We start from the raw sequence: 23,954 nt of genomic DNA, 5'->3' as shown, positions 1-23,954 counted from the left end.
GCGCCTTTTCTCTATTCAAAATTGATAATTTAGACTGATTAACTTCATTCTCGTCATTTCTTTTATCGCATATTTAACTCCTTCATGCCCATAGCCTGAATTTTTTACACCCCCATATGGCATGTTGTCAAACCTCAGAGTAGGAACATCGTTGATTAGTACTTGACCAACTTCTAGTTCATGTGCAAAATATAGTGATTGCTTCAAGTTATTTGTAAATACTCCTGCATTCAGTCCATATTGACTGTCATTCATCTGTTCTAATGCCTCTTCTGATGATTTCACACGATTAATTACTACAACTGGACCAAACACTTCTTCACACATTACCTTGTCAGAAGCCTTCACATTCGAAAGAACCGTTGGCAATATGCCACTCTCTCGCCCATTACCACCAGTGAGCAATTCTGCACCACCATCAACAGCTTCTTTAACCCATTCAAGTACACGCGCTTGCGATTTTTTATTTATCATTCCCGTAATAATTGTTTTCTCATCAAGTGGATCTCCAAAAGGAAGCTTCTCCGTTTCCTTTACAAACATATCCAAAAACACATCCGCTATTTCTTCATGAACATAAATCCTTTGTGTATGGATGCATACTTGTCCATTGTACGCAAATGCCCCATTTACAGATTTCTGTACAATATTGCTAAGCTCGTTTTTTACAGAGGAATCGACATACAGTGCTGAGTTGCTACCAAGCTCTAAAGTCATTCTCTTTAGCCCCGCTTGATTTTTAATCTCCTTACCAACCTCTGGGCTTCCTGTAAACGAAATCTTTTGCACCCTCTCATCTTCCAGTAGCACTTTTACTAAAGCTTTTCCTTCACCTGGAACAACATTTAATGCCCCATCTGGCAAACCAGCTTTCGTAAACAGTTCAGCCAATTTTAATGCGGATAGCGGGGTTTTTTCAGCTGGTTTAACAACAATTGTATTTCCTGCAGCAATTGCAGGTCCTACTTTATGGACGGTAAGATTTAGTGGGAAATTGAACGGTGTCACTGCTCCAACTACGCCTATCGGTTCAAAAACAGTATAAGCATCCCTTCCAGCTCCACCTGTAGCAGCTCCAAGAGGAATATACTCCCCTTGACTCTGTTTTGCTGCTTCTCCGGAAAATTGTAAAGTTTGTACAGATCGTTCGACTTCTGCTCTTGATGCCGTAATTGGTTTTCCTGCCTCTGCTGTGATAAGTTTCGCAAACTCTTCTCTTCTCTCATGGAGTAAGCTTGCAGCTTTGAATAAGATGTTTGCACGCTCTAAGGCAGATGTCCGTTTCATTTTTTTAAAAGCTTGATAAGCTGAAACGACTGCCTTTCTCATATCTACTGTTGTCCCTTCCGACACATGTGCTATCAGTTCGTCGTTATACGGATTGATTAATTCATACATTGTATCCGCTTTTATATATTCACCATCAATATATAGACCTATTTTCATCTTCTCACCTCATCATTGATTTGATTTAACTATAACAAAATGTCTAAAAAAATTCGTATATTCTGTTTGACATCTCTGTTCATTCTGTATATGTTTGATATTAACAGTATGAACTGACAAATAAAAAAGTGGGTGATTTGTATGTTAAATAAAGCAATCTGTTCGCGATGCGAAAAAGTAATACAAGAAAATGAAGAAGTATACGCTAAATTAAATTATCCAAAACACAAACTAATGGTAGAAATTAAGTCATATTTACAAAAGAAAGGTGAATTTATTTGTACAGATTGTTTTAATGAAATAAAGAAATAATTATTTCATTCACAAATTGAGGCTCTTTCTAAAAGGCTATTGTTTATGAAATAGCTAAAATTCTAAATAAAAACAATGTAGGTGTTCAGATGAATATCATCATTTCTAATAATAATGATCAGCCAATATACAGCCAAATTAAAGATCAGCTTAAAGAACAAATTTTACGGGGAGAACTCGTAGAAAAGTCGGCTCTTCCATCGATTAGGAAACTAGCAAAGGATTTACAAATTAGTGTAATTACAACGAAAAGAGCATATGACGAGTTAGAAAGGGAAGGTTTTATCGAAACCTTCCCTGGAAAAGGATCATTTGTAGCTACTCAAAACCATGAATTACTAAAAGAAAAACAAATGAAACTGATGGAAGATAAGCTAAGTGAGGTCATTCTGGATAGCAAAGCATACAACATCAGCTTAGATGAATTAATCCAAATGCTAACTTTACTGTACGAGGAGTGAGTGAATTGGAAAACATTATTGTAGTAAAAAATATTTCGAAGACATTAGAAGACTTCCAGTTAAAAAACATTTCATTTGATTTTAAAAAAGGTTTTATCATGGGATTAATTGGACCAAATGGTGCAGGAAAAAGTACGTTAATTCGCTGTTTAATGGATTTGATGAAGATCAACAGTGGGGAAATTAAATTATTTGGCATGACCCACCTGGAAAATACGAAGGATATCAAAGATAAAATTGGGTTTGTTTATGATGAAAGTTATTTTTACGAGGATCTCACATTAGAGAGAAACAAGCGAATTATTGCACCTTTCTATCGTAATTGGGATGAACAAGCATTTTATAACTATATTGAAAAATTCAGTTTACCATTAAAAATGAAAGTGAAGCATTTATCTAAAGGTATGAAAATGAAATTCGCAATCGCTATTGCCCTTTCACATCATCCAGAATTAATTATTTTAGATGAGCCTACATCGGGTCTGGATCCTATTTTCCGTAGAGAATTACTCGATATTTTACAGGAATTTATCCAAGATGAAAATAAATCTATTTTCTATTCTACTCATATTACAACCGATTTGGAGCAAATTGCAGACTATATTACATTTATCCATGATGGGAAACTAATCTTCAGTGAAGAAACAGATATGATTTTAGAAAATTACAAGCTTATAAGAGGGCCAAAGGAGCTAGTTGATCAAATTAGCAGCTCTCATATTGTCGGGATAAAACAAACCGAGATGGGCTTCGAGGCAATTATGAAGGATTTTAAAACAACTGATCTGAAACTAACCGAAAAACTAATATTGCTTCAACCTACTTTGGAAGATGTCATGTATTTCACAGTAAAGGGAAAATCTTTATGAAGCAATTAATCCTAAAAGATCTATATACACAGAAAGGAATTGGGTTCTTCTTTCCACCTTTCTTTGTATTCATGATATTTATTAATCATGGTTTTATTTTTGGAACAGGAAATTTTTTCTTAATAGCAACGACTTTCGCCGCCATATGGCTATCTGTGGTTTCTAATTACGGCATCGCATCTATAGATTTACTGCAGAAAAGATTCATTACTAGCCTTCCAGTGACGAGAAATAAGATTGTACAAGCAAAATACCTAGCTTCCTTTGTATGGTGGGGAATTAGCTTTCTATTTTTTGGATTTATTTATATAATGATAGTTTTTACAACATCTGAAAGTCTGAACTTACCAGATTGGCATAGTATCATATTCTCTCTCGGTATCATGAGTATATCTATTTCATTTTTTTATCTTATTTATTTTTCTCTTGGCTATCTAGCCGCTATATTTATCACAATGCCGTTCGTATTGTTCGGATTTTTTGGTGTAGAGATGCTTTTATTGCTTATTGAGATTGTTGTTATACCAGGAATTACTCATATTATTTTTCTTGCTGTCTGTTTTTTAATAACAGCACTTTCCTATTGGGGAGCTGTAAGATTCTTTGAGAGAAAAGATATATAAGGAGGTCCATTATGTTTCATTTAATCAAAGCCGATATAAAAAGTACCAAACTAATTTCAATACTAAAACTCATACCAGCTGTGATTGTCCTTGCCCTTTTCGCCAATGAATGGAATATCCATTTTTATTATCCCGTAATTGCTTTAATTACACTTGGGCTTTGCATTGAATCTTTCTCTAAACAAAAAAAGAACGGTGATCAGCTACTTGTCATCAGTTTACCAGTTACAAGAAAAGAGTATATTATAGCGAAATATATCATTATCATTCCTTGGTTTATTATTGCCTCCTTCATTATGACTGTATGGATTTTACTGTTTGATAAAAACCTTTACTTTTTCAATTTTAATTATTGGATGATCACGTTTTTATTAACAGTAATAATTGCTACTTATTACTTTATTGTATATCAAATTTCTCATGCAGCAGCATTGATTCTTTTCGCTGCATTAATCAGTATTACTATTACCCTTAATTTACCGGAGAAATTCTATCATATATCCCACTACTCCTTATATCCAATTGCTTTAATCATAACCTTTATTTCTTATTTGATTATCATCATTCGATTTCAAAAGACTGATATCACCTAATGCGCTACCAGTTACTGAATTTTTGAGCTACAATGAATGATAAGCTAGAACAATATTTTACTGTTTAGACAGAAGAAAGGAACATTCCATGCATACAATAAATAGTTTACTTGACGATTTAACTAATCTATCGATAGATAGAAAAGGAACATTACTCGTACACTCTTCTTACAAAAGTATTGGAGAGGTAGATGGAAAAGCGGATACCGTTTTAGATGCATTTCAGGAATACATGAAAGATGGATTGCTTGTACTCCCGACACATACGTGGGATTCAATTAATGCTAGTAATCCGATTTTTTCGGTACAAGATTCACCTACATGCGTTGGTATACTTACGGAGCTGTTTAGAAAGCGTAAGCATGTTATCCGGTCTGCTCATCCTACTCATTCTGTTGCAGCTATTGGGGAAGATGCTATTCCCTTTACATCTGGTGACGAAAATTTTGACACACCATGTGCTCGCGGTTCAGTATGGGGCAAGTTACTTGATCGAAATGCGCAAATCATGCTAGTTGGTGTCGATTTGAAAAGAAATACATATATTCATGGAATTGAAGAATGGGTAGATATTCCAGGGAGAATGACGGATAGCTTTGAGCAGTTGCAATCTGTTTTACCAGACGGAACAGTAATAAACGTTCCTTCACGAAGACATAGTGGTTTATCTTGGTCTGAGCACTTTTGGAAAGTCGATGACATCTTGCTAAACCGGGGAGCAATGTCAATTGGTACATTTGGCGATGCGGAAACAAGAGTTTGTGATGCAAGGAAGCTTAATGATGTTTTAATGGAAATGTTGCATGATCTACCAGACTTATTTTCCGATAATGAACCACTCGATAATAATACAATTGAATTTTATTCCAATAAATAATACTAAGAAGTTTGGCAGTCATTCAGATAAAAAATCAGGGGCCGTATTTGGCCACTGATTTTTTATTAATTATTTTACAGATCCCATCATTCCAGCTACAAAATGTCTTTGCATGAGGAAGAAGACAAGTGCTGTTGGTAATGTTGCAATCACGATTGCCAACATGATCACCCCAAAATCCGGTGAATATCCTGAACCTAGATTAGAAATAAGTAATGGTATTGTTTGGTTTTCCGGTGACTGTAAGACAACTAACGGCCATAAATAATTATTCCAACTCGACATAAACGTAATAATTGCTGCTGCTGCATAAGTTGTTTTCATTGTTGGCATGAAGATACGTAGAAATATTCCTATTTCACTCAACCCATCAATTCGCCCCGCCTCAATCATCTCTCTCGGAAACATTTTTGTGCTTTGTCTAAAGAAAAAAATAAGAAATGCGGTAGTCATAGTTGGTAACACTACTGATGTCAATGTATCGATACCAATCGATGGCATCGTTTGTGAGATGGACCCGAACATCCGATATAACGGAACCATCAATGCTGCAAACGGAATCATCATCGATAGAAGCAGTATATTAAATACCATATCCTTAGCTTTGCTTTTATACACTTCAAATCCGTATCCTGCCATAGAAGCAATTAAAAGCGCTAAAACTGTTGTTGAAATTGATATTTTCGCTGAATTTAATAATGCAGGTACGATATCAACCGTTTCAAGAAGATTCGTTAAATTTTGCATGAAATTACTGCCCGGTAATAATCTTCCTTTTGTTACATCAACTGATTTATTCGTCGCACTTACGATCATCCATATAAAAGGGAAAACGGAAACAACCGAAGCAATGATCAAAAATATATATATAAATATACGGTTTACTTTAGTCATTTCGATCACCTGCCACTTTAAATTGTAATATGGCTAAAATCACAATAAAGAATACGATTACATAAGATACGGTTGCTGCATAACCAAAATCCGGTGTGTACTTAAATGAAAGATTGTAAATATATTGAGATATGGAGGCCGTGGCATTACCTGGACCGCCTTTTGTAATATTCATAATTTCATCAAAGATCTGGAGTGTCCCAATGGTCGATGTGATGGAAGTAAATAATATAATAGGCTTCAACATCGGAATTGTTATTTTAAAAAATTGTTGAAAACCATTTGCTCCATCAATTTTTGCTGCTTCATAAATAGAATTGTCTACATTCTGTAGTGCGGATAAATAAAAGATCATATTATATCCAGTCCAACGCCAAGTAATGGCAATGATGATCGTTATTTTCGCCCAAAAGGGATCAGTCAACCAATTGATAGCTTGAGGTACAAGATGAAACTTTACTAATATTGTATTTACTAAACCATCCGCTGCAAATAAATATTTAAATATAACAGAATAAGCTACCAGAGATGTCACACAAGGTAAAAAAATTAAAGTTCTGAAAACACCTTTTAATTTCAATGTTCTATCATTCAATAGTACAGATATAAATAATCCTAATATAATCATGATTGGTACTTGAACAATTAAATAAATAAAGGTATTTTTGACTGCTGCTAGAAAAGTAGCATCAGAAAACAGCCGTTTATAATTATCTAGCCCAACAAACTGTAAGTTCGTACCTGTACCTGATTTAAAAGATAAGATCAATGCCTGTACCATAGGATAAAAGTAAAACGCACAAATCATGAATACCGCCACTATGATAAATGACCAGCCAATGGCATTATTCTTCATCCTCGTACTCATATAATACCCACTCCTTATTTAGAAAAGCGCAAGGGACCCTACCATCACGTTGAAACTTGGAAGTAACTTTTCAGTAAATAAATACCTTGATTCAATTGTCTACTACTTAGTTCGGGTGTAGCAGACAATTGCTCAAGGTTATTTTCCTCCCTTTATTTAATCTGTGATTCTGCTTGTTGTTGGGCATCTTTCAGGACATCGTCAATATCCTTTCCAGATAAGTAATTCTGCATTTCTACTACTAAGATGTCATTAATCGCATACGTATGCATGCCGTAATTAATACCGATAATTTCCTCCATCCACTTGGCAAAATCACCTGAAACAGCTTGATCGCCAAAGTATGGATCTTTCTCATTGTACGCTGCGCTATCAGAGACCGGAGTATAAGTTCCAAGAGCACCAACTTCTGTTATTAATTTCTCATAAAGCTCTTCATTTTCACCAAATGTTTTTCCAAGGAACTCTGCAGCTTTTTCCTTGCCTGGAACATCTAATACATACCATGAGCTTCCCCCTAAGTTAGAGGCATTTATTGAACTGTCTATCGGCAATCGTGGTATTGGGACAACCGCCCATTTTCCAGCTTGAGATTCCTCTGCTTTAATAGAAGGAGTGATCCAGTTCCCTGTAACAACTGTTGCAACTTCTCCACTATTAAAATTAGCAAGAAATTGGTTCCAGTCAGAGTGCGGCTTAACAATATCTGCATCTAACATCTTTTTATATATTTCAAAAGCTGATTTCAAAGCTTCATTACCTTCAAGGTTTGGAGTTACTCCATCTTCTTTTGTGTACCAAGTTCCCGCAGTTTGAGTCATTGATCGTATTTCACCTAAGTCATTAGGATCGATGGAGATCATATGCTTTCCTGTCTTTTCCTTGACTACCTTGCCGATCTCAATATATTCATTCCAATCAATTCCTGCTAAATCCTCAGCAGAGTACCCGGCTTCTTCCAAGTAATCTGTTCGAACATATAATCCAGTTACTCCTGTATCAAAAGGTAGTCCATAGTTTTTACCATCCATACTAGTCGGTGCAAGCTTATATTCAGCAAAATCCTCGTTATTAAAATAATCTGTCATCTCGTAAAAAGAATCCGGAAATGCTTGTAAAAAGCTTTGTGCTCGATAATCCTCGATCAATACAATATTTGGTAAGCCTTTGGTTGTACCAGAACTAAGGCTTGTGTTTAGTTTTTGAACGATGTCGTCTTGTGCATTTTCAATAATTTTTAGTTTTACATCATCGTTGCCATATGTCTCTTCAGCAAGCTTTAACGCTGCAATATTAAAGTTTGGATCCCATGCCCATACAGTCAGTTCATTATCATTTTTGCTTCCAGATCCCTCTTCCTTGGAACCTGAAGAACACGCAGCTAGTAATAATAGGCTCGCTAACAATACATACAGTAATTTTTTCATTAGAATTACCTCCCGTTATTTTTGCAAACGCTTTCTTTTTCGTATATTCATATTAACATGCATGAAAAAAAGATCGTTAGGACGATCTTTAGCTCGAATTATGACTTTTTTTAGCCGAATAACTAGATTCATCATATTCATATAATTTTATTTAGTTTATATGACTTTCTTTAGGTAAGATGAGTGGCAAACGAATTTTCACTCTTGTACCTTCGTTGATCCGACTCCTAATTTCTACTCCGTATGCCTCTCCATACAATAATTTTATCCGGTCATTCACATTGTTTACACCGATACCACTAAAAAGTTGGCGTGTACTTTTATAGCTGGGTAGTCCTCTTTCTCTATTTACATGCATACCATCCCCATTATCAACTATTTCGCAAATAAGCTGCTCCCCTTCTTGAGCCACCATAATGTGGATAAAGCCATCTGACTTTTTATTAAACGCATGAAAAAAAGCATTTTCAATAAAAGGTTGGATAATTAATTTGGGCAGCTGAAATGTTAAACAGTCCGGTGAAACATAATAATTCACCTTAATTCTTTGTCCATATCGCATTTGATTAATAAATGCATAGTTCTTCATATTAATTAGTTCTTGTTCCACTGATATCGTTTCACTAATATTTCCAACGGTATTTTGTAGCAAAGAGATAAGTGCGTGTATTGTTTTCGCAGCATTTTCTTTATTCCCTTGCTCTACCATTATTTTAATAGATGCAAGTGTATTATATAGAAAATGCGGATTGATTTGTTGTTGCAAAGCTGCTAATTCAGCTTTACGCTGTTTCTTTTGTGTTTCCATTAGCTCCTCAACATATTCATGAAGTTCATCAAGCATACTATTAAATGTATTTGCTAATTGCATAGTTTCATAACTTCCAGAAGCAGTGACATACTGATCAAATTCATATTTAGGCATACTAGATATTTGCTTCACAAGATCTGTTAAGGATTTTGTTAAACGTCTTGAAATGAGAAAAACAATAAATAAGGCAATACTAACAATTGAAATACTTATAAAAACAATCGCTTTCGTATCGATCAAATTTTTCATCACAAGTTTCCTATCAACCAAATTAACAATATACAAATCAAAGGAGGGTAAGTACTCTGATAAAATAATTTGATTTCTTTCCATCACATCTGCATTTTTATAATCTATTCCACTCTCAGCAATATTTCGAGCATAGTTTAATAGATTTTTATCTTTTTTTCCAATCCATTCATCTCGATTACTTGAGATCATTAAACCCGTGTTATCTAATATGATAATATCATTGCCATCACTCGTATAATTTGTGTAAAATTGTTTAAATTTACTTTCCTCCATTGCAAAATAGAGCACCCCATAAATATATCCCGATGTACGCTCCGTTAAGGCTTTTGAAGCAATAATTGTCGGGGTGCCCGAATAACCATTCATCTCATTCGGATAATCATAATGATACGTCAACTTTTCCGGCTGATCATACGACTTCATGGTGATCGCATGTGATACCAATTCTCCAATTGGCATGGACCATATAGCTGTATTTGTAGAAAAACTCCGCTCATTTACACCTAGCAAATTAATCCCGACATCATAAGCATCTAAATGCGATTTTATGCGACTCATTTGTTCACCCATCTGATAATAAGATTTTGACATGGACAATGAATCCGAATCACTCTGTGTAAGGTAATCTTTGACCGTCATGCTACTAGATATGTTATTCACTGCAGTCACAATTGAGTAACTGAAAGATTCAAAGCTATTTTTCATTTGATTAATAACCTTTGAATTTGTAATGCTAAAAGTTTCCATAAATAGCTTCTCTGACATCCGTATCGTGCTATAAGTGATTGCTATAGAAATGGTTACAATGCTAAGCAACATTACAATGAACATTTTAATAAATAAGCCATTATTATTTAATTTTGTGAAGAGTTTTTTCATTTTCTTCCTTCTTTGTTTGGTGAAATTGTTTTCGATACTTACTTGGTGATGTTCCCATCATTTTTTTAAATACTTTACAAAAATAGCTATGATCAGAATAGCCAACTAAATGACTAATTTCGGAAATAGGAGTAGTGTTTTCTCTTAATAGCTGGGTTGATTTTTCGATACGTACCTTATTTAAATACTCATTAAATCCTTCATTATTATTCATACTAAAATAATTTGATAAATACGAAGGGTTAAAATGAAAATGATTTGCCATTTCCGTTAAACTAAGCACTTCTGCATAATGTTTATCAATATAATTAAGTAATTTCTGCATATTTGGTTGTACCATATTTAACCTTGTTTCTGAGATTACGTGCCTCGCTACTGTGATACATTCATCCAACTGAAGAAGGGCTTCTCTTGCTGATGAAGCGCCATCGATTTTCGCCAAATAACCATATTTTGCTCGTTCCAAATGGTGATTATCATACTTCATATTTCCTAATAACGTCGTTACATTAAAAATAATATTTCCTATAAATGACTTAAATGCTAATACGTCCATTGTATAATGTTGTGCTAAATAGTTAGTATGCTTCTCTAAGTATGTAAATGCATCATCAAACTGTTCACGTTTAAATACCTCTATAAAATGTGTTAATTTAAAGGATTCTTTCTTATCGGATTCTAATGGCAATTCATCATATATAAACACTGTCTTTTCGGGCAAATAAAAGCGATACTGCATTAAAGGCAACAGTTTCTCTTCATGCATATTCTTCACTTCAGCAAATTGGACAAACGGTTCACTTAATGCAATAGCAACAATCCTTTCAGAACATTTTTTCGATTGAGCGATAGCCTTAATAAAATATTTAATCGCGGGTAATTGATCCTTGTCCATATTTAGTAAAAAGGTGATTGTATTTTCAGTTATAATAAGCGAATGGTAAATAATATCAGTCAATTCATCTTTTATTATATCGGAAATATATTGTCTCAATAACCAAAGATCTCGTTCACCTTTCTTATCCCCTACCTCAGCCTCCACTGCAAATAAGCAAAAATGACTATTAGGGAATGCTTCATTAATAATGACATCGTCCTCTGTCACATTAAACCCTGACATTACCCGATCAAGTACACGCTCAATGGATGAATGTGAAGTACTTTTATTTTTTAATAAATGAAAAGAAGGTAATTTACTCGCCGCATGTTGCAATGATCTTAATAGTTCCGGTCCTTCTAATTTAGGCTTAAGAATATAGTCTGACACTCCATGCTGGAATGTCGAACGTACATAATCAAAATCACCAAAACTGCTTAATACGATAATTTCAATCTGCGGATATTTTCTCTTTATTACCCTTGTTAACTCTTCTCCATCCATAACAGGCATAACCATATCAGTAATGACGATATGAGGTTGTTCGGTCTCTATTATTGTTAACGCTTCCTTACCATTAGAAGCTTCACCGATAATTTGGAATCCTTCTTGCTCCCAATTGATATAATGCTTTATTCCTTGCCTTATTAAAACTTCATCATCAACCACAAGGACCTTACACCATGCACGTAATGACATGAGTATCCCCCTTCATCCTACTAATCGATATATACAATTATAACATGAGCATAGTAGGCATTATTATTTACTTAGTTAAACAGAAAAATAATAAATTAAAGCAAAAAAACAGGAGTCTAATGCTCCTGTTTTTACTTCATATCAAGTTCTTCCTTACTTATTAATCGTAATAATATGTTCTTCTTTTAATGCCACATGGCCTAGTTTTTTAATATCCACTGATTCACCTTCAAATAGATTAGTGAATACGATTGGTGTGATACTAGATGCTGCATGTTCTTTAATATATTCTAAGTCTACATTCAACAAAGGTTGTCCGATTTCTACACGATCATCTTGTGATACTAAAGCTTCGAAGCCTTGACCGTCTAATTTAACTGTATCAATTCCAACATGGATTAAGATTTCTCTCCCTGAATCAGATAGAATACCTAATGCATGTTTCGTTGGGAAGAAATTAATAATTGTACCATTTACAGGAGATACAACTGTACCGTCAGATGGTACGATAGCAAATCCATCTCCCATCATTTTCTCAGAAAACACAGCATCTGGAACTTCTGAAAGTGGTTTGATTTCTCCAGCAATTGGTGAAACAATTACGTCCTTATTTTGACTGTTTTCACCAGGAATAGCTGTATCAGTTTTTTCTTTCGATTGTTCAGTATTCGTTGAACGAGGTCTTTTTCCACTGATTACATCTTGCATTTGCCCTTTAATAATTTCTGAACGCGGACCGAAGATCGCTTGAATGTTATTCCCAACCTCAAGTACGCCAGCGGCTCCCAATTTTTTCAATTTGTCTTTATCTACATTATCTACTTCGTTGACAGATACACGAAGTCGAGTAATACAAGCATTTAAGTTAGAGATGTTTTCTTGTCCTCCCATCGCTTCAAGAATACTATAAGCGAGGTCAGCATCTCCTTTGGCCTGTTCTTCTCCCTCTGTCTCTTCGTCTTGTTTTTCACGTCCAGGTGTTAGTAAATTAAACTTACTAATCATAAAGCGGAACAAGAAATAATAAATAACTGCAAATACAAGACCTAATATAATAGCAATCCACCATGGTTCTCTTCCAGGTAAAATACCAAATAGGAAGAAATCAATTCCTCCACCAGAGAAGGTGTAACCAATATTCACATTTAAGTAGGTCATTAACACAAACGATAATCCATCTAAAATCGCATGCATGAGGAATAATATAGGTGAAACAAACATAAATGAAAACTCAAGTGGCTCCGTAATTCCTGTTAAGAAGGATGTTAAAGCACCAGACCCTAACAAACCAGCAACAAGTTTTTTCCTTTCAGGACGGGCTGCATGATACATTGCAAGTGCCGCTGCCGGAAGTCCAAACATCATAACCGGAAATTCACCAGCCATGAAATTACCTGCTGTAATATCTACACCATCTCTTAATTGTGCAAAGAATATCGTCATATCACCACGAACGATATTACCCGCAGTCGTTGTATATGATCCAAACTCATACCAGAATGGAGCATGAAAAATATGGTGCAATCCAAATGGAATAAGCAATCGTTTAATAAATCCAAAGAAGAAGACAGCAAAATACGTACCTTCCTCAATCAACCAAAGGGAAGCATTATTCATCATAGATTGAACTGGCGGCCAAATAAAAATTAATAATAATCCTGCTACAAACGACATTGCTGCTGTAGCGATGGGAACAAAACGTTTCCCTGCGAAAAATCCAAGGAATGAAGGCATTTCAATATTATGGTATTTATTATAACAAAAAGCTGCAATCAGCCCGACAACAATACCTCCGAAAACGCCTGTTTGTAATGTTGGAATTCCAAAAACAAGCGAATAACCAGGATTGTCGGTGAGCATATCTGGGGTAATTCCCATCCAAGAGCTCATTACTTGATTCAGTATTAAATAACCAACTAGGGCTGCAAGCGCTGCTGCTCCATCCGCAGCTAACCCAATTGCGACACCAATCGCAAATATAAGCGGTAAGTTACTGAAAACAATATTACCAGCATCCTCCATAACCATTGCTGTTTGTTGTATCCAATCAGCTGATAAGAATGGTAAAAAATTAAGCATTGTTTCTTGTTGAGCAGCATTGCCTAAACCAAGTAATAAGCCTGCTGCAGGTAGCAAAGCAACTGGTAGCATTAAAGCTTGACCAATTTTTTGCAATACACCAAATGCTTTCTTAAACATTTGATCATCCTCCATATCATATTTTTCTTCTCAAAGAACGGCAAACAAAAAAAGGCATGAGTAAAGAAGCTGATGGAAAAATAAGAGTAACTATCCTCTTATCTTCCCTCAATCTTCTTAACTCATGCCTGATCGAATCAGTAACACGTTAATATAGTAAAATTATTTCATTTTTGTTTGAATTCGTTGCAGATGCAATGTTAAATATACAGCTTCCGCTTGATAGACGTGTTGTTTTAATGTTTGCTGCATCACTTTGATTAGTTTCCAAGATAGATTATAGCACACGGGATATTCCGTTTTCAACAATTGAGTAATTTTTTCTGGTTCTGCCACCTCTTCTCCTCTGATGACCCGCTCAATCGTATAACGGAGATGACGAATAAGACGCATATAATCGATGCTACTTTTATCAATATTCACTTCCAATTGTTCTTCAATTATTTTTACAAGTCGGACAATCAAATTTGAATGTAAGGCAAGTTCTTCCACATTTTTATTCAAAAGTGCACTATGAATATGGAGAGCGATAAAGCCAATTTCGCCTTCTGGAAGTGTGACAGGGAGACTTTTATTAATCATCTCAGTTACTTCTGTCGCAATTTTGTATTCATCAGGGTAAAGACCTTTGGTTTCAAGTAAAAAAGGATTACGAATCCCAATACCCTTTTTCATCCGGCTAACTGCAAATGCCAAGTGATCTGTCAATGCAACATGAATGTGTTCATTAAGCGGTGCGCTAACTCTCTTACGAATGATTTCCACAGCAGAAATAATCACTTTTAACGTTGTATCATCCAAGTTATACATAAGCTCCTTATACTGCTTTTGCTCAACTGGATCTTTCAACACAAATAATTTCTCTACTTGTTCCCGAACAATGCTATCTCCTGTTTTTTTACCAAAACCAATACCTCGCCCAATTAACACGACTTCATTTCCATCTTCATTGGCAGCTATTAAAACATTATTGTTCAGACTTTTTTTGATCAAATATTTATCCATCATTACATCTCCATTATTATTCCTTGCATTCATTTTACTGGTTATGGGCGAGTTTGTCCTGTTTATACGTCAGTCTTGCTCCATTCTATTTCCTAGTCTGACTTAATACTTGATTTTGATACAATTGATAAAGCGTTTTTACATAATCACCATTCTTACCGGGAAATTTCCTTAAACCTAGTTGATGAACAGGTATAATCTCCTGAATAGAGTTAGTAAAAAAGATTTCATCTGCTTTTTCCAAATCAGCTGCTTGATATAATCCTTCATTTACTGTCATCTCAAGACGTTCTGCTAATTTTAAAACAAACTGGCGAGTAATGCCATTTAAAATTCCTGTTTCCAAAGCAGGTGTATGCAGTACTTTGTCTTTTAGCCAAAATAAATTAGACGTAACACCTTCCGCTAAAAAACCAGACTCTGAAAGAAGTATCCCTTCCTTATTTGGATCAGGTCCAAGTTCCCTCTTTGCCGCTACATTATTGAAAAAATGATGCGATTTCAAACGGGTAGCCGTTTCTGGGGTATTACGCCGGAGTTTTAAAATCACTGCTTCTTTTTCTTTTAGCCTTTCCATCTGTGGAAGTGGCTTTTGAAACATGATAACTGTTGGAGAATCATATTCTTCAGCTTGTAAACCTATTTCCCCCACTCCTGCGGAAACATTAAAGCGAATATATGAATCTTGGAGACCGTTTAATCGCGACAATTCTTCTACAATTTCCAGTACTTCAGCATATTCGAATCTCTTACTGATATTTAGTTCATCAAGCCCTGCATTTAGTCTCCCTAAATGCTCATCAAGTAAAAATGGGTGACCTTGATATGTTCTTATCGTTTCAAAAACACCAAGACCATATAAATACCCATGATCAAATGGTGAAATATTGGCTTCTTCTTTTTTTATATACTTACCATTTAAATAAATATACATTTTACCTTACTTCCAATCGATAAAGCTGAAGGAAATTTTGAAGTAATTGCTTGCCGGCCTTCGTCATAATTGATTCAGGGTGGAATTGCACACCTTCGACCGCTAGCTCTTTATGTCTGATTCCCATAATTTCATTTGAATTCGTCCAAGCTGACACTTCCAAACAATGTGGCAGCTGCTCTTTTTTTACGATTAATGAATGATAACGCGTCGCTCTGAAAGGCTCATCTACCTTAGAAAAAATTGTTTTTCCATCATGAAAAATCTTCGATGTTTTCCCATGTAGCAAGCGTCCAGCTTTTACCACTTCACCGCCGAACACTTGAGCAATCGCCTGATGACCAAGACATACTCCTAAAATTGGGATTTTCCCGGAAAAATAGCGAATCGCCTCTAAGGAAATCCCTGCTTCATCTGGTGTACATGGCCCAGGAGAGATCACTAAATATTCAGGAGCAAGCTGCTCGATTTCTTCGAGCGTTATTTCATCATTTCTCTTCACCGATATCTCTTCCCCAAGCTCTCCAAAATATTGCACAAGATTGTATGTAAAAGAATCATAATTATCGATCATTAAAATCATGTTTTTCCACCTTACTTTCAGCTACTTCCTTTGCTTTCCAAAGGGCATGAGCTTTTCTTAGAGATTCTTCATACTCGGCTTTCGGATCGGAATCTATTACAATTCCGGCTCCGGCTTGCACATGACATATCCCCTCTTTTACAAGCATCGTCCGAATAACTATGTTGAGATGAAGATCTTCATTGAAACCAATCCACCCTAATGATCCTGTGTAAACTCCACGCTTAACAGGCTCAAGTTCTTCAATAATCTCTAGTGTACGCACTTTCGGTGCCCCTGTTATAGTACCTCCCGGAAACACAGCTTCAATTAAATCATACGCACTTTTTTCTTCTGCAAGGCGGCCACTCACATGAGATACGATGTGCATCACATGAGAATATTTCTCAACCGTCATTAATTCATCGACCTTAACAGAACCGTATGCACATACCTTACCAAGATCATTACGTTCCAAATCAACAAGCATAATATGTTCCGCCTGCTCTTTTTCATTGCCGATTAACTCATTCGCAAGCCGCTGATCTTCCTCATCATTTATACCACGTGGTCTTGTACCTGCAATTGGCCTTGTGCTTACAATATCTCCTGCTTTTTTAATCAATAACTCAGGAGAGCCAGAGATAATTTGAAATTCCGGCGTGTGCAAATAACCCATATATGGGGAAGGATTGAGCCTGCGCAGTTCTTTATAGACATCAATGGATGGGATGGATAATTCCTTTGATTGTCTGACCGTCAAATTCACTTGAAAAACGTCGCCTTCTGCAATATATGCTTGTATTTTCTCTACTGCAGTAACAAACTCCTCTTCCGTAAAAGAAATTTCACTAACCCTATTTGACTCTTTTAAAACGGGTGATTTTTCACTATTTTCTATAGAGACAGCAAGCCATTTCTTTTTAGCAAGAGCTAATCTTTCCTTAGCAGCATTGCGATTTAAGACCATTATCCATAAGCACTTTTCTTCATGGTCAAAAACTGCCCATTCATCAAAAACCTGAAAATATATTTCCGGTAATTGTAAATCATTATCTGCAATATTTGGTAGTTTTTCGATAGACCAAGCATAATCGTAGCTTATATATCCAACAGCTCCACCTTGAAAATCCGGAAGATTTAGTATGGGGGAAAAGGAAAATTTCTCCATCCATTTTTCTAATTCTACTAATGGCTTCCCAGACCATACTGTACGTTTCCCCTCCTGTTCCAACATCACCTCGTCTCCACTAGCCTGGAATACAGCAAATGGCACCATCCCAGCAATGCTATACTTCCCTGTACGCCCACTTTCAAGTAACACGTGGCGGTCTTTTTCTTTCGTCCCCTGCAAATATCCTTGAAAAAACTTTTCTTTCGTAAATGAGAGTTTTTCATATAAAATCGGAGCACTAGTCATATATATATCACTTCCTAGATCTAAAAATTATTTAAGTTCAATTACATTTTCTGATTATTCTTTAGCAAATGTTGCCCTATGTTTCGTTATCTTCGATCAAATCATATCATATTTTTATTCGAATTCTTACTTTTATATAAAGCTTGGATGTATTTTTATTTCACTCTATTTATTTTAAGTTTATACTAAAGTATAAGAAAGGATAGATGTAATTGAAAATGCTTAAATGGTCATATACGAAGCGTTATAATATAATAGCTCGCTTCGATCAATTCCCTCATTCGAATGTGATCTTTAGAAAAATTAAAGATTATTATTTTATATATACTATTTCCTGGTCAAAAGAAGATAATATTGTTAAAAGGCACCATCTTAAAGAAATGGAAATATTGTTGAATGAAGAGCTTGGGACGATTGAATTTTATTTAAAAAGAATCGGCTCCTAGAATCTTTTACATTTAATATGAAATGGGGCTGAAAATATGAACACTGAACGAAATAAAGCAATGCTAGCATCATTGGAGAAATTTCGTATCAAATTATTAAATAGTGAACTCACTTATTTTGATCTCCCTGCTGACAAAGAGGATGTTCAACATTATTATCGTCAATTCGATTTTCAGCTGCCAACTAGTTCAAAGATGTTTCATCCATTACACTCATTGGTAAAAGAATCTCATGAACATAAAATTCCTTATTACATTAGTAAAGACGAATATTTATATACATGGGTTGACTTGCAATCAAATGGTATGGTTAAAAATATTTATTCGGGTGTGGAAAACAGTCCATCTGATTTGGTGAATAAGGATTTAGAAGTACGAATGAGGCAAGATTTGCAATCTGCTGAGGTTGTTCCTGAAGATTTAAAATTTAATGCAGAACATGCTGTACCACAATCATGGTTTGGCGGGCGAGAACCAATGAAAGGTGATTTGCATCATCTTTTCGCTTGTGAGCCCGCGTGCAATGCAGCTCGCTCCAACTTTGCCTATCATGATTTTGTTAACTATACCCCTGAATCTTCAAGTGAAAAAATCCAAAACCAATGTGGAGTAGCCTTTGCCGAATTATTCGAACCGGAATTTGGAAAAGGAACAATAGCTCGTGCGGTGTTTTACTTTATTCTTAGGTATCCTTATGAAATTAGAAAGCCATTTAAAAGGAAAGTAAACTTCAAACTATTGAGAAATTGGAATCGTCAATTTCCTCCATCCATGTATGAAAAGCACCGTAACCAAGCTATTTTTCATATTCAAGGAAATCGCAACCCATTTATTGATTTTCCAGATCTTGCAGACAAGCTTTATTTTCCGCTGTGACATCAGCAATCATATGGTATGGCTTTAAGCAAAAAACAACACATTCGCCACAAACCTCGAGCAGGTTTATGGCGAATGTGTTTATATGTATTATTTGAATGTAATTTGCATGCCTTCTAACGCCAATCCATAGTGAACTGCATGTTTAAGTGTTGCAAAGCATTTTAATTCTCGCAAATAAACCCCACTTGAAATGAGCTGCATGCTTAAGTCTGGAGAGATCCCCACAATGATTGGGGTCGCCCCTACTAGTGAAACGGCCTGTATTATATTTCCCAATAATGAAATGGCATAATTATCTAGTTCATTCATTCCCGTAACATCGAAGATAATAATATTTGCCTGGTAATCGATTGCACCTTGTAATGTTTTCTCAATTAATTCTGTTGATCTGCTTTCATCAAAGCGCCCCATCATTGGCACTACCACAATATTCTCCAATACGGGGATGATAGGTGACGATAAATCACTTACAAGTTTTTTCAGATCACGAGTCCGATCCTCCACCATTGCTTCAAGTGTTGTAATTTCATATTGTTCCTTGCTACTTAACAGTTCTCGAATATTTTCAGCGGGAGAAATATTAGATGGGAAAAACTCAATTTCTGTCACATCATCACCTGAAAAAGGATGTTTTACAATGCGATACCATACTTTTTCTTGAAACAATCCAGATAGAATTCCTGCCCAATGCCCAGCAAGAAAACTACCTGGTTCCTTTTTATTTTGAAGTTGATTGATTTTGAGTTCCCAATCTTCTCTTAATTGTATAACGGCTTCTTTTCTTTCATTAGAGAATTCAATTATTGTAAAGGAGCCCCATCCAGCACTTTTGTATATGTTCGGGAGAAGAGTTAACAACTCTTCTTCATTTTTAGTATTTCTAGCAAAAAAGTCGCTGACGATTTTACCGGTGCGATATCCAGTTGCTTCCATCACAATGCGTGCACTTTCTGTACCTGTAATTTCCTCAATTGTATCTATGAACGTCTTGAATGCAGTATCAATCCAGAATAACACAACATCCGCACCTTCATATTGCAGTAAGCCTCGATCCATATCCCAAGAAAATCGAACACCATCCACTGTCTTTACATGCTCATTTGGTTTCATACAAACTAACCTCCCAATGATTTCCTTATATATATTTTACACCATTGATCTTAAGTTTGTTGACTAATCCACTTGGAAAACCCAGTAATACTGTTATTATCTTGAAATGCGATCTTATTTCTTACGGCTTGCTTCTACAAATTGACCATGAGAAAGTCTACGAAGCTTTATATTCAAGTTAAGTTGTCTACCATATTTCTTAAGTTCACGTTCTTCTCGAGGCGTCACAAGAGATACAACGGTTCCTGTTGCCCCCATTCTTCCAGTTCTTCCAGAACGATGTATATATTGCTCTATGTCAGACGGAAAATCGGAATGAATGACATGCGTCAATCCTTCAATGTCCAATCCTCTAGCCGCAACATCAGTTGCTAATAATATTTTCACATCACCATTTCGCAAAGATTGAAGCGCCTTTTCACGATCATTTTTTCCAAGCTCACTATGTAATACATCCAGTGAAACTTTTTCATATTTCAACTTCTCTGCTAATACAGTCATATTGCCTACATCGCGTACAAACACAAGACCTTTCATCCCTTCCATTGCCGCAATTCTTCTTAATAATTCGGCTTTATCTCGGGGTTCACATAATAAATATAAATGATTTACATCCGCTGAAGCAGTCTCATTTCTCTCTACTTTAATAATTTCTGGTTCTCTATCTATCATCGCTTTAAACAGATCAATGTCTTTTAAAGAGGTGGCAGAAAATAGCAGAAGTTGACGGTCATTCTGCGCTGATTTTACTATTGTTCGAACTGTACTTATATGCTCACTTATAAGTAGCTGATCACCTTCATCAAGAACAATCGTTTTTACATCATGCATTTTTAGTTTTTTCAACTTGATAAGTTCCAATATTCGTCCAGGTGTCCCAACAACAATTTGTGGTTTTTTCTTTAATTTATCTAATTGGCGTTTTATATTTGCGCCCCCAACCAATGAAACACCTGAAATTGCCGTACCTTCTGTCCACTTTTGTAATTCTTGATAAATCTGCATTACAAGTTCACGAGATGGTGCTAAAATAACCGCTTGTAGGTTTTTGTTTTCCACTTGAATTTGTTCGAGAATTGGTAGAAGATAAGCAACTGTTTTACCAGTTCCAGTCGGTGATTCAGCGATCAGGTCTTTCCCTTCTAATATAAAAGGAATAGCTTTTATTTGAATCGGAGTCGGTTCTGTAAAATTAGAATTCGTCCATGTTTTTTGCAAAAAGGGCTTTATATTTGATAAAAAATTCACTTCTTTTGTCATTTTTTCTCCTCATTTCTCATACTGCGAGATTCTTCTACCATCATACTACAATCCTTTACTTTTATAAAAATTATATCCTGTTTCATTGCGAATTTCGATTTCATTCGTCATAAATTACTTTTATTTGCATTTATCGTATAATAGTTCCTTGGGGTGTTTTTTCCTATTAAAGAGGGGGAAGGGTCATTGAAGAAATTGCTTTTAGTTTTCGCAGCAATTTTAGTTTTACTGCTTGGTGCTTGTTCAGATTCATCAAAGAAAATGGATGAAGAAACAAAAGAATTAAATGTAACAATGGATGTAAAAGAAATTATAAAGGAAGGGAAAATTACATTTAAAGGAATGACAAACCTTCCAGAGAACACAAAATTAGTAATAACCCTTTCAAATGATGATAACTTTAAAGCTCAGTCAAAAGTAATTGTAGGTGACAGCAAGTTTGAATCTGAGCAATTTTCCAATAAAGGAAATTCACTACAATCGGGTATTTATCGGGTAGGTGTAACAATGGAGATTGCTTCCGTACAGCCCAAAAGTGTCCAAGCTATTATTGGGAATGATTCTGAAAATCTAAAAGGTGAATTAGTTATAGACGGAGATTCTGGGAAAACAATTGAGTTTTCAAAAAAAATAGAAATCGTCGGAGCAGAGAAGATAAATCATGAAGTATTGATTAAGGAATTTAAAGAACAAATCCTATCATATTACAACAGAATAAATGATGAATACGATTCACAGAAAAATTCTTTTGATCCAGCTACTTGGGGTGCCTTCGCACGAGATTTTAGAGAAGAAACAAATAAATCGCGAAGTCAAATAAATCAATCAGCGTTGAACCAAGGCGAGCAGATGCAAATTGCTCCTGCTTTTGTAGATTTACAAATGTTATTAACTGCATATGCTGCTGATTTACAAAATCGTGGTGACGATAAAGAAATATACAGACTAAAAAGTCAGATTGAAGATAGCCTGAAGTAAAACATGGAAGGTAGTTGGAATGTACTCATTCCAACTACCTTTTTAAATTTTCCTACCTAATAAATCACAATTACTGATGAATTTAACGATCTCTAATTGATAGCGTTCATAATTTTGGTTTATTGTTACTGTCTTACTTCAAAAACGAAGAAGTGATTAAATAAGGCTTGGAGAAACGTTCGCTAGACTCTTGCGGGTTAATCGAGCGATAAGTTTCGGAAAACCTACTCTATCACTCTATCCATTGTAAAAAAATTTAAAAGTCTGTAGATGGTCATTTTTTTGAGTTTGTCTACTATCTGAGCCTTATCCCTACTGGGCTTTTTTATTCTCCTATTTATTAAATAATCCTTACTTTATTTTTACTAAATCCTTACGTGCGGTAATATAAAATAATTTACCGTTGCTGTTTTTAACTTTAAGCTGAGGTGATCCAGCCGTTACTATCTCTTCTAAGACTATCCAACCTTCGCCTTTTTTAAATTGGCCAGAAGGGTTTGTCCATCGCGGCGAATCATAGTAGTTGACTTGAGCCACAATTGCTTCAACTCGTTTACCTTTATTCAACAGATTTCTTGTAGATAAATCGCCTTTCAACCTGTTTAACAACTCGATATTTTGTTTTGCTGTGCCTTGATAATTTTTAATCCCATATTGACTAGCTAACTGAGCACGATGGCTATAACTAGAATCTAGTTTCTTGCTATTTAGATAGTCAACTACACTTCCGTCAGTATTAACTGAAGGCATCTCCCTATTTAGACCAAGATATTTAAACGGATCAACAGCATTTATTTTGTCTATATCCCATCTTCCTTTATGCAATTCGAAATGTAAATGCTGACCAGTGGAATGACCTGTATTTCCCATTATTCCTATTACTTGACCCTGCTTCACTTTAGAGCCAGCAGCTACTTTACGACTCCCAATGCGCATATGAGCATAAACAGTTTCCCAAATTTGACCGTTTATGTTATGTACAATCATAATACACTCACCATAACTATCTGAGCGATATGATCGCGATACCGTCCCAGCTGCAGCTGCATAAATCTCGTGTATGCCTGGATTAGCAAAATCTATTCCATGATGATCCGCCCTTTTTGATGAACGAAATTCACTTGTAACTCTATCTACTTTTGTAGGGTTAATAAACACTTTATTTCATCCTTTCCAAATACAATCTTTTGATGCAAGAAGAAGAACGACTTATTAGCTACCTCTTTAATAAAGTGATATATAATTTCTATAAACAAAGATACCCTGCCTGGCA

At 35.4% G+C, this 23,954-nt stretch carries 22 protein-coding genes; 8 read left to right on the top strand and 14 right to left on the bottom strand.

Going from position 1 to position 23,954, the window contains the following annotated elements:
* Positions 1-15: 15 nt before the first annotated feature.
* Positions 16-1,446, bottom strand: a complete 1,431-nt coding sequence (locus BLE01S_RS01780; RefSeq protein ID WP_066136673.1) for an aldehyde dehydrogenase family protein — start codon at positions 1,444-1,446, stop codon at positions 16-18.
* 401 nt (positions 1,447-1,847) lie between these two features.
* Here BLE01S_RS01780 and BLE01S_RS01775 point away from each other — a divergent pair, with 401 nt between their 5' ends.
* The 5 genes from BLE01S_RS01775 to BLE01S_RS01755 all read left to right on the top strand — a co-directional run bounded on the left by BLE01S_RS01775 (position 1,848) and on the right by BLE01S_RS01755 (position 5,181).
* Positions 1,848-2,219, top strand: coding sequence for a GntR family transcriptional regulator (locus BLE01S_RS01775; RefSeq protein ID WP_066136670.1), 372 nt, complete (start codon positions 1,848-1,850; stop codon positions 2,217-2,219).
* A gap of 5 nt (positions 2,220-2,224) precedes the next feature.
* Positions 2,225-3,088: an ABC transporter ATP-binding protein gene (locus BLE01S_RS01770; RefSeq protein WP_066136667.1), complete on the top strand. Its 864-nt coding sequence runs from the start codon at positions 2,225-2,227 to the stop codon at positions 3,086-3,088.
* A complete protein-coding gene (locus BLE01S_RS01765; protein WP_066136664.1) occupies positions 3,085-3,711 on the top strand; it encodes an ABC-2 transporter permease in 627 nt (208 codons plus the stop codon). The genes BLE01S_RS01770 and BLE01S_RS01765 overlap by 4 nt, the downstream gene beginning before the upstream one ends.
* An 11-nt stretch (positions 3,712-3,722) precedes the next feature.
* Positions 3,723-4,304 carry an ABC-2 transporter permease gene (locus BLE01S_RS01760; RefSeq protein WP_066136661.1) on the top strand — a complete coding sequence of 194 codons (582 nt, stop codon included), beginning with the start codon at positions 3,723-3,725 and terminating at the stop codon, positions 4,302-4,304.
* 88 nt (positions 4,305-4,392) lie between these two features.
* Positions 4,393-5,181 (top strand): AAC(3) family N-acetyltransferase, encoded by a 789-nt coding sequence (locus BLE01S_RS01755; protein ID WP_066136658.1) that lies wholly within the window; start codon positions 4,393-4,395, stop codon positions 5,179-5,181.
* A 69-nt stretch (positions 5,182-5,250) separates the two neighbouring features.
* Here the strand turns inward: BLE01S_RS01755 and BLE01S_RS01750 are convergent, their stop codons facing one another.
* The 10 genes from BLE01S_RS01750 to BLE01S_RS01705 form a co-directional block, all read right to left on the bottom strand.
* Complete coding sequence (locus BLE01S_RS01750) at positions 5,251-6,075, bottom strand: carbohydrate ABC transporter permease (protein ID WP_066136655.1); 825 nt, start codon at positions 6,073-6,075, stop codon at positions 5,251-5,253.
* The gene (locus BLE01S_RS01745; RefSeq protein ID WP_066136652.1) at positions 6,068-6,943 is read right to left on the bottom strand and encodes a carbohydrate ABC transporter permease; all 876 of its coding nucleotides are present in this window, start codon (positions 6,941-6,943) and stop codon (positions 6,068-6,070) included. Before BLE01S_RS01745 ends, BLE01S_RS01750 begins: the two co-directional genes overlap by 8 nt.
* A 152-nt stretch (positions 6,944-7,095) precedes the next feature.
* Entirely contained in the window at positions 7,096-8,370 is a 1,275-nt protein-coding gene (locus BLE01S_RS01740) for an ABC transporter substrate-binding protein (RefSeq protein ID WP_066136649.1), read from the bottom strand.
* 151 nt (positions 8,371-8,521) lie between these two features.
* Positions 8,522-10,312, bottom strand: a complete 1,791-nt coding sequence (locus tag BLE01S_RS01735; RefSeq protein ID WP_066136646.1) for a sensor histidine kinase — start codon at positions 10,310-10,312, stop codon at positions 8,522-8,524.
* Complete coding sequence (locus BLE01S_RS01730) at positions 10,284-11,888, bottom strand: response regulator transcription factor (protein WP_066136643.1); 1,605 nt, start codon at positions 11,886-11,888, stop codon at positions 10,284-10,286. The genes BLE01S_RS01735 and BLE01S_RS01730 overlap by 29 nt, the downstream gene beginning before the upstream one ends.
* 153 nt (positions 11,889-12,041) lie before the next feature.
* Entirely contained in the window at positions 12,042-14,087 is a 2,046-nt protein-coding gene (gene ptsG / locus BLE01S_RS01725) for a glucose-specific PTS transporter subunit IIBC (protein ID WP_066136640.1), read from the bottom strand.
* A 162-nt stretch (positions 14,088-14,249) separates the two neighbouring features.
* Positions 14,250-15,092, bottom strand: coding sequence for a glucose PTS transporter transcription antiterminator GlcT (glcT, locus tag BLE01S_RS01720; RefSeq protein WP_066136638.1), 843 nt, complete (start codon positions 15,090-15,092; stop codon positions 14,250-14,252).
* Positions 15,093-15,177: 85 nt separating this feature from the next.
* Positions 15,178-16,026: an aminodeoxychorismate lyase gene (gene pabC, locus BLE01S_RS01715; protein ID WP_066136635.1), complete on the bottom strand. Its 849-nt coding sequence runs from the start codon at positions 16,024-16,026 to the stop codon at positions 15,178-15,180.
* A gap of 1 nt (position 16,027) precedes the next feature.
* A complete protein-coding gene (gene pabA, locus BLE01S_RS01710; protein ID WP_066136632.1) occupies positions 16,028-16,609 on the bottom strand; it encodes an aminodeoxychorismate/anthranilate synthase component II in 582 nt (193 codons plus the stop codon).
* Positions 16,590-18,008 (bottom strand): anthranilate synthase component I family protein, encoded by a 1,419-nt coding sequence (locus BLE01S_RS01705; protein WP_066136629.1) that lies wholly within the window; start codon positions 18,006-18,008, stop codon positions 16,590-16,592. The genes pabA and BLE01S_RS01705 overlap by 20 nt, the downstream gene beginning before the upstream one ends.
* A 218-nt stretch (positions 18,009-18,226) precedes the next feature.
* On the opposite strand from BLE01S_RS01705, the gene BLE01S_RS01700 reads away from it, so the two are divergent.
* Both BLE01S_RS01700 and BLE01S_RS01695 read left to right on the top strand, forming a co-directional pair.
* On the top strand, positions 18,227-18,454 hold the full coding sequence (locus BLE01S_RS01700; RefSeq protein ID WP_326255777.1) for a protein YuzH: 228 nt from the start codon (positions 18,227-18,229) through the stop codon (positions 18,452-18,454).
* Positions 18,455-18,490: 36 nt separating this feature from the next.
* Positions 18,491-19,330, top strand: a complete 840-nt coding sequence (locus BLE01S_RS01695) for an endonuclease I family protein (RefSeq protein ID WP_082788548.1) — start codon at positions 18,491-18,493, stop codon at positions 19,328-19,330.
* 90 nt (positions 19,331-19,420) lie between these two features.
* Here BLE01S_RS01695 and BLE01S_RS01690 read toward each other — a convergent pair whose 3' ends face one another.
* Positions 19,421-20,443, bottom strand: a complete 1,023-nt coding sequence (locus tag BLE01S_RS01690) for an STAS domain-containing protein (protein ID WP_066136624.1) — start codon at positions 20,441-20,443, stop codon at positions 19,421-19,423.
* Between the two features lie 114 nt (positions 20,444-20,557).
* Positions 20,558-21,703, bottom strand: coding sequence for a DEAD/DEAH box helicase (locus BLE01S_RS01685; protein ID WP_066136622.1), 1,146 nt, complete (start codon positions 21,701-21,703; stop codon positions 20,558-20,560).
* Positions 21,704-21,889: 186 nt separating this feature from the next.
* Here BLE01S_RS01685 and BLE01S_RS01680 point away from each other — a divergent pair, with 186 nt between their 5' ends.
* On the top strand, positions 21,890-22,681 hold the full coding sequence (locus BLE01S_RS01680) for a hypothetical protein (protein WP_066136620.1): 792 nt from the start codon (positions 21,890-21,892) through the stop codon (positions 22,679-22,681).
* Between the two features lie 351 nt (positions 22,682-23,032).
* On the opposite strand, the gene BLE01S_RS20285 is transcribed toward BLE01S_RS01680, so the two are convergent.
* Entirely contained in the window at positions 23,033-23,839 is an 807-nt protein-coding gene (locus tag BLE01S_RS20285) for a peptidoglycan DD-metalloendopeptidase family protein (protein ID WP_082788546.1), read from the bottom strand.
* Positions 23,840-23,954 lie beyond the last annotated feature (115 nt).

It is taken from the genome of Lederbergia lenta NBRC 16444 (genome assembly GCF_001591545.1).
GTDB lineage: Bacteria > Bacillota > Bacilli > Bacillales > Bacillaceae_C > Lederbergia > Lederbergia lenta.
Note: the sequence above shows the minus strand (reverse complement) of the source record. Positions and strands in the feature narration are given on the sequence as shown.

Coding starts and splice junctions, on each gene's coding strand:
- ptsG (WP_066136640.1), bottom strand. CDS start 14,087: ATGTTTAAGAAAGCATTTGGTGTATTGCAAAAAATTGGTCAAGCTTTA.
- BLE01S_RS01755 (WP_066136658.1), top strand. CDS start 4,393: ATGCATACAATAAATAGTTTACTTGACGATTTAACTAATCTATCGATA.
- BLE01S_RS01775 (WP_066136670.1), top strand. CDS start 1,848: ATGAATATCATCATTTCTAATAATAATGATCAGCCAATATACAGCCAA.
- BLE01S_RS01745 (WP_066136652.1), bottom strand. CDS start 6,943: ATGAGTACGAGGATGAAGAATAATGCCATTGGCTGGTCATTTATCATA.
- BLE01S_RS01705 (WP_066136629.1), bottom strand. CDS start 18,008: ATGACTAGTGCTCCGATTTTATATGAAAAACTCTCATTTACGAAAGAA.
- BLE01S_RS01750 (WP_066136655.1), bottom strand. CDS start 6,075: ATGACTAAAGTAAACCGTATATTTATATATATATTTTTGATCATTGCT.
- glcT (WP_066136638.1), bottom strand. CDS start 15,092: ATGGATAAATATTTGATCAAAAAAAGTCTGAACAATAATGTTTTAATA.
- BLE01S_RS01700 (WP_326255777.1), top strand. CDS start 18,227: ATGCTTAAATGGTCATATACGAAGCGTTATAATATAATAGCTCGCTTC.
- BLE01S_RS01685 (WP_066136622.1), bottom strand. CDS start 21,703: ATGACAAAAGAAGTGAATTTTTTATCAAATATAAAGCCCTTTTTGCAA.
- BLE01S_RS01765 (WP_066136664.1), top strand. CDS start 3,085: ATGAAGCAATTAATCCTAAAAGATCTATATACACAGAAAGGAATTGGG.
- BLE01S_RS01780 (WP_066136673.1), bottom strand. CDS start 1,446: ATGAAAATAGGTCTATATATTGATGGTGAATATATAAAAGCGGATACA.
- BLE01S_RS01740 (WP_066136649.1), bottom strand. CDS start 8,370: ATGAAAAAATTACTGTATGTATTGTTAGCGAGCCTATTATTACTAGCT.
- pabA (WP_066136632.1), bottom strand. CDS start 16,609: ATGATTTTAATGATCGATAATTATGATTCTTTTACATACAATCTTGTG.
- BLE01S_RS01730 (WP_066136643.1), bottom strand. CDS start 11,888: ATGTCATTACGTGCATGGTGTAAGGTCCTTGTGGTTGATGATGAAGTT.
- BLE01S_RS01695 (WP_082788548.1), top strand. CDS start 18,491: ATGAACACTGAACGAAATAAAGCAATGCTAGCATCATTGGAGAAATTT.
- BLE01S_RS01690 (WP_066136624.1), bottom strand. CDS start 20,443: ATGAAACCAAATGAGCATGTAAAGACAGTGGATGGTGTTCGATTTTCT.
- BLE01S_RS01760 (WP_066136661.1), top strand. CDS start 3,723: ATGTTTCATTTAATCAAAGCCGATATAAAAAGTACCAAACTAATTTCA.
- BLE01S_RS01735 (WP_066136646.1), bottom strand. CDS start 10,312: ATGAAAAAACTCTTCACAAAATTAAATAATAATGGCTTATTTATTAAA.
- pabC (WP_066136635.1), bottom strand. CDS start 16,026: ATGTATATTTATTTAAATGGTAAGTATATAAAAAAAGAAGAAGCCAAT.